At 34.5% G+C, this 7,040-nt stretch carries 3 protein-coding genes and 1 pseudogene; all 4 read left to right on the top strand.

Going from position 1 to position 7,040, the window contains the following annotated elements:
- A partial coding sequence (gene glmS / locus AB8B90_RS11030; RefSeq protein WP_405336826.1) for a glutamine--fructose-6-phosphate transaminase (isomerizing) occupies positions 1-1,837 on the top strand: 1,837 nt, incomplete at its 5' end.
- A gap of 166 nt (positions 1,838-2,003) precedes the next feature.
- Positions 2,004-4,835, top strand: a complete 2,832-nt coding sequence (locus tag AB8B90_RS11035) for a TonB-dependent receptor domain-containing protein (RefSeq protein WP_405336828.1) — start codon at positions 2,004-2,006, stop codon at positions 4,833-4,835.
- Positions 4,836-4,858: 23 nt separating this feature from the next.
- Positions 4,859-6,508: a G-D-S-L family lipolytic protein gene (locus AB8B90_RS11040; protein WP_405336830.1), complete on the top strand. Its 1,650-nt coding sequence runs from the start codon at positions 4,859-4,861 to the stop codon at positions 6,506-6,508.
- A 191-nt stretch (positions 6,509-6,699) separates the two neighbouring features.
- A pseudogene (locus AB8B90_RS11045) lies at positions 6,700-7,040 on the top strand (F0F1 ATP synthase subunit beta); the annotation flags it as partial.

Below are 7,040 nucleotides of genomic sequence, written 5' to 3' on the forward strand. Positions count from 1 at the left end.
TGTTGGATACATTGGTCATCGTGAAGCTTACCCTATTATTCTTAAAGGTCTTAAGCGACTAGAATATAGAGGTTACGATAGTGCAGGAATTGCCCTATACGATGGAAACGACATAAAATTATCTAAAACTAAAGGTAAGGTCGTTGATCTTCAAGAAAAACTAGAGGATGAAATTGCTACTGCAGGTAGTCTAGGTATTGGTCATACGCGTTGGGCAACACATGGTGTTCCAAACGACGTTAATTCACATCCACATTATTCTAACTCTGGTGACCTTGTGATTATTCATAATGGGATCATTGAAAATTATGAATCTCTAAAGAAGGAATTAATAAAAAGAGGTTACACCTTCAAATCCGACACAGATACTGAGGTTTTAGTCAATCTTATTGAAGATGTCAAGAAAAATGAAGATTTAAAACTCGGAAAAGCTGTTCAAATTGCACTGAACCAAGTTATTGGAGCTTATGCAATTGCTGTTTTTGACAAAAATAAACCTAACGAAATTGTAGTTGCTAGACTTGGAAGTCCATTAGCAATAGGAATTGGAGATGATGAGTTTTTCATCGCCAGTGACGCATCACCTTTTATAGAATACACAAAAAACGCTATTTATTTAGAAGATGAAGAAATGGCTGTTGTTAGAAGAAATAAAGGTGTTAAAATAAGAAAAATTAAGGATGACTCTCTAGTAGATCCTTATGTACAAGAACTGCAACTTAATCTTGAACAGATAGAAAAAGGAGGCTATGATCATTTCATGCTTAAAGAAATTTATGAGCAACCTAGTGCTATTTTAGATACATTCAGAGGTAGAATGCTACCAAATGAAGGTATTATAAAAATGGCTGGAATAGAAGACAATATGAAAACCTTCTTAAATGCCAATAGAATAATAGTTGTAGCTTGTGGTACATCTTGGCATGCAGGTTTAGTTTCTGAATATATTTTTGAAGATTTAGCTCGAATACCAGTTGAAGTTGAATACGCTTCAGAATTCAGATACAGAAACCCTGTTATAACAGATAAAGATGTTGTAATCGCAATTTCCCAATCTGGAGAAACTGCAGATACATTAGCCGCTATTAAATTAGCTAAATCTAGAGGTGCTTTTGTTTTTGGAGTTTGTAATGTTGTTGGTTCATCCATAGCTAGAGAAACTGATGCAGGTGCTTATACTCATGCTGGACCAGAAATTGGTGTGGCTTCAACAAAAGCCTTTACAACTCAAATAACCGTATTAACTCTAATTGCTTTACGTTTAGCCAGAGCTAAAGGAACTATTTCTAGTTCTGAATTTAGACAGCATATGATTGAATTAGAACTGATTCCTGAAAAAGTAAAGAAATCATTAGAGTCTGACGCTTACGTTAAAACAATAGCTGAAATCTATAAAGATGCTAGTAACTTTTTATACTTAGGAAGAGGCTATAACTTCCCGGTTGCTTTAGAAGGCGCTTTAAAACTAAAAGAGATATCATACATTCACGCTGAAGGATATCCTGCAGCAGAAATGAAACATGGTCCGATTGCTTTAATTGATGAAAACATGCCTATTGTTGTTATTGCAACAAAAAAAGGTCATTACGAAAAAGTAGTAAGTAATATCCAAGAAATTAAATCTCGAAAAGGTAAAATTATTGGTATTGTAACTGAAGGTGATGAGCAAGTAAAAGCACTTGCTGATCATGTAATTGAAGTTCCTGAAACAATAGAATCTCTTACACCGTTATTGACGACAATTCCACTACAGCTATTGTCTTATCACATTGCATTAATGTTAGAAAAAAATGTTGATCAACCAAGAAATTTAGCAAAAGCTGTAACAGTAGAGTAATCTCTTTAGACTTTTCCAAAAAAACTCAGCTATTTTAAAGCTTTAGCAAAAAACCCATTCTTTTTTTGTTAAAAACTATTATGCGTGCATGCTTTTTTAAGAAATATTCATCGCATTATCATTTTATTATTTATATTGCTATACTAAATTTAACTAATTCCCTAAAATGAAGACACTTTTCAAAGCAATTATGCTGTTTTGTTGCGCCTTTTCTTTTGCGCAAACAACAGTAAAAGGTAAAATCACCGACAATAATGGCCAACCCTTACCAGGAGCAAACATTATTATTACTGGAACAACCACAGGTACAATTTCTGATTATGACGGTAACTATACCTTGACCGTTGATCAAGAGCCACCATTTACAATACAAATTAGTAGTGTTGGTTTTGAAACCGTAAACCAAGAAGTTACAACAAACCCTCAAACAATTGACGTAACTCTTAAAGAAGGTACAGAATTAGATGAGATTGTTATTTCAGCTTCAAGAACTCCAGAACGAATTTTTGAATCACCAGTTACTGTTGAACGATTTGGAATAAAGGAAATTAAAAATACTGCTTCGGCAGATTTCTATGGTGGTCTAGAAAACCTTAAAGGTGTTGATATCAACACTAACAGTTTAACATTTAAATCTATAAACACTAGAGGTTTTGCGTCTTTTGCAAACACTAGATTTGTTCAACTTGTAGATGGTATGGATAACTCAGCACCAGCACTTAACTTCCCATTAGGGAATCTATTGGGAATGACAGAAACTGATGTTTTAAGTGTTGAAATTTTACCTGGTGCGTCATCTGCTCTTTATGGAGCAAACGCATTTAATGGTATTTTATTCATGCGCAGTAAGAATCCTTTTGATCATCAAGGCATTAGCGGCTATGTTAAACAGGGAATTACCTCACAAGAAGCTGCTGGAGATAATGATTATACAGATGTGGGTATAAGAATGGCACATAAGTTTAGTGATAAATTTGCTGCTAAAATAAACTTTGGTTACTTAAAAGGTACAGATTGGTTTGCTACCAATTATGATGATAAAAATAGAGTTGGAGGTACACGAGAGTCTAACACTAATTATGATGGAGTTAATATCTATGGAGATAATGTTACTCAAAACATTAAATCAATAGCACCTTTAAATATTCAAGGAATTATACCTGATGTTAGTGTAAGTAGAACTGGTTACGCTGAAGAAGATTTAACCGATTATGATGCAAGAAGTATAAAAGCAGATTGGGGATTATATTTCCGTCCTTGGGCAAATGATTTTGAAATTCAATATGTTGGTAAAGTAGGTACAGGTTCTACAGTGTACCAAGGCGCACAACGTTATAGAATTGACAACTTCTTCTTACAGCAACACAAATTAGAAATTAGAAATGACAACTTTTTCGTTAGAGGTTATATAACAGCAGATAAAGCTGGTGACACTTATATTATGGATGTTGCTGGTCCAAATTTATTACAAAAATGGAAATCTCATCGAGATTGGTTTGGACAATATATTAATACGTTTGCAGTAGCCACTCTAGGAGGTGCAAATGAAGCCGAAGCTCATATTGCAGCAAGAGCAGCAGCAGAAACTGGTAGGTTTGAGCCAGGAACACAAGAATTTCAACAAGCTTTTGATGAAGTAACCAGTGACACAAGTTTTTTTACTGGTTCTGCCATCAGAGACAACTCACAAATTTATCATGGTGATGCAAATTATAATTTCGGAGATATGATAGAGTTTGCTGAAATACAAGTAGGTGGTTCTTACAGAACATATCGATTAAATTCTTTTGGAACCATTTATGCTGACGAGAACGGGCCTATCACTTATTCTGAGTTAGGTTTGTATACGCAATTACAAAAAGCGATTGATTTAAATGAAAATCTAGAACTAAAATTAACTGGATCTATACGTTATGACAAATCTGAATTATTTGATGCGTTTTTATCACCTAGAATTTCAGCTGGTTTAACAGTAAACGAAAACCATAACTTTAGAGCCTCTTTTCAATCTGGATTTAGAAATCCAGATACTCAATCATTATATATTGGTTTAGAAACGGCTTTAGGTACGCTAGTTGGTGGTGCATCAGATATTGGAAATCGTTTCGAAAGAGATTATAGCGTGAGTCAATTTGCTCAAAACAATTTAGGTCAACCTTCAACAATAACTCAAACAGCTGCTGCTGCATATACTAATTCATTATTTGTTTCTGTTGCAGGTGAATTATCTAATACTAATCGTGACTTAAACTCTAATGGAAGTGAATTTATAGGTAATTCAAATTATGTGAAGCCTGAACAAGTTAATTCATTTGAAGTTGGCTATAGAGGTAAAATCAAAAAATTTATTATAGATGCTTCTGCATATTATAGTTCATATTCAGATTTTCTTGCAAATGAATCTGTTGTAGCTCCTCTTTACGGTAATGTATCAAATTTTGATCTTACAGGTTATGATCCTAACAACCCTGCATCTGTGGCAGGATTGAATTCAGACACACAGCAAATTTTAGCAGCATTAGATAATGGTGATGTTAATGTTTATCAAACGTATACAAATTCTGAAGAATCAGTTAACTCTTACGGAGCTGCATTATCAATATCTACCAAAGTGTTTAATAACTTTGACTTAAGTGCAAATTATACTTACGCTCATTTAGATTTTGATGTGAAATCTAACCCAGACTTTAGAACAAGCTTCAATACACCAGATCATAAAGCAAAAGTATCCTTTGGAAACACAGACTTATTCAAGAATTTCGGGTTTAATGTAGCCTGGAGATGGAGTGATAATTATTATTGGGAATCTTCTTTTGGTGATGGTGAAATCCCTGCGTTCCATGTAGTAGATGCTCAAGTAAATTATAGAATCCCAAGCTTGAAATCATCTATAAAAGTTGGAGCAGTTAATTTACTTCAAGATGAATATTTTACTGCATTTGGTACTGGTTTCATAGGTTCTCAATACTATGTGTCTTGGACAATCAATAACTTATAATAATGAAAAAGAAACTATTTAAAATGAAAAAAATAAAATATATATTTCTATCATTACTTACAATAAGTATGGTAGCCTGCGAGAATGATCTCGTAGAAGATTTTAGAGAACTAAATGAAAATGATGGTATTGCTCTAGAAGAACTAACAGTTGGAACAGCAGATTTTTCAAATTATGTAGCCATTGGCGCTTCCTTTACTGCAGGCTATAGTGATGGTGGGTTATTTGCTGCAGCTCAAGAAAGATCATTTCCAAAATTATTATCAGAGCAATTTGCTTTTGCAGGAGGAGGAAGTTTTACACAACCTCTAGTAGATGATAATACTGGTGCATTATTGGTTGGTGGTGTTCAAGCCACAGAATATAGATTAGTTTTTGGTGGAGCTGGACCAGTTCGATTAGATGCCTTTTTAGAAAGTCAAGGTGCTTCAGCTCCTCCAATAACCACTGAAGCTGGAAATAATATTGGAAGTAACTTTAATAATTTCGGGATTCCGGGTGCTAAAAGTTTTCATTTGGTAACTCCTGGATATGCTGCTTTTAATCCTTATTACACTCGAATAGCTTCAAGTGCTGGATCTACTGTTTTAGGTGATGCTTTAGCACAAAATCCAACCTTTTTTACTTTAAGTGAAGTTGGTGGAAATGATGTTTTAAGTTATGCCACTTCTGGTGGAATTGGATTAGACCAAACTGGAAATTTTGATCCTTCAACTTATGGCTCAAACGATATTACTGATCCAAATGTATTTGCTGGAGCATTTACTAACATGATAACAGCTTTAACTCAAAATGGAGCTAAAGGTGTAGTAACAACGGTACCAGACATTACCAGTTTATCCTATTTTACGACTGTACCTCATAACCCATTAGACCCAACTAATCCTGATTTCGGGCCTCAAATTCCAACTTTAAATCAAATTTATGGCGCTTTAAACCAAGTATTTGCTGTAGCAGATCCATCTCGTATCATTACATTTTCTGAAACAGCAGCTAGTGCTGTTGTTATTGTCGATGAAGACTTAGTTGATTTATCTGCAACTATAGCTGGAGCACTAGGACCAGATCCTGCATTTGCTGCATTCATTACACAATTTGGACTACCAGCAGCTGCAGCTCCTCAAGTTGCTGCCTTCTTAGGTGGTGTTTACGGTCAAGCAAGACAAGCAACTGAAAATGATTTATTAGTATTACCAAGTAGTTCAATTATTGGTGAAATAAATGAAGCTGCAGAATCAGCTTTAACCCCAGTTTTAGGACCTCAAGTAGCAGCTCAATTTTCAGTTGAAGGCATTACATTGCCCTTAGAAGACAAGTGGGTACTAACACCTCAAGAACAAAACAATATTGCAATGGCTACTTCAGCTTATAATGCAACTATAATTTCTGTTACTGATGCTGATCCTGATGTTACAGTTGCTGATTTAAGAGCTGTTTTGGAACAAGCTTCTGTGTCTGGTTACCCTTATGATGAATTCACTATGACTACTGATTTAGTTTTTGGTGGATTAGTAAGTTTAGATGGAATTCATTTAACATCAAGAGGATATGGTTTAATGGCTACTGAGTTTTTAGTAGCAATTGATGCCGCTTTTGGATCAAATTTCATAGCCTCTGGAACTACTCCTGTGGCTGATGTTTTGCCAACAAACTATTCACCTACATTAGAGTAGAATAACATAAAAAGCTAAATTAAAAACACCTTCTATTTGAAGGTGTTTTTTTATATGGAAAAAAGCGAAAAAAATGCCTTTATTTTTAAATTAAAAATATATCTTTGCAGCGCGAAAAAGGAGTGCTTTTGTATTATAAAGCCATAGTCGTTTTTCACTATTTAAATATCTAAACATTAAACACATAAGTAATGTCAAAAGTTACAGGTAAAGTTGCACAAATAGTAGGTCCAGTTATCGATGTTGAATTCGGAGCTGGTGCTGAACTTCCAAAAATTTATGATTCATTAGAAATTAACAACCAAGATGGTTCTAAATTAGTACTAGAGGTACAGTCTCACATTGGTGAAGATACTGTACGTACTATTGCAATGGACTCTTCTGATGGTTTAAGTAGAGGAACAGAAGTTATAGCTACTGGTGCTCCTATTCAAATGCCAATTGGTGATGATGTTTACGGACGTCTTTTCAACGTAATTGGAGATGCTATTGATGGTATTGGAGATTTACCTAAAGCTGGAGACGCAGGTTT

It is taken from the genome of Psychroserpens sp., from assembly GCF_045105015.1.
GTDB lineage: Bacteria > Bacteroidota > Bacteroidia > Flavobacteriales > Flavobacteriaceae > Psychroserpens.

What these genes read in the sequence shown, in the direction of transcription:
- AB8B90_RS11035 (WP_405336828.1), top strand. Translation starts at nt 2,004, where the DNA reads ATGAAGACACTTTTCAAAGCAATTATGCTGTTTTGTTGCGCCTTTTCT.
- AB8B90_RS11040 (WP_405336830.1), top strand. Translation starts at nt 4,859, where the DNA reads ATGAAAAAAATAAAATATATATTTCTATCATTACTTACAATAAGTATG.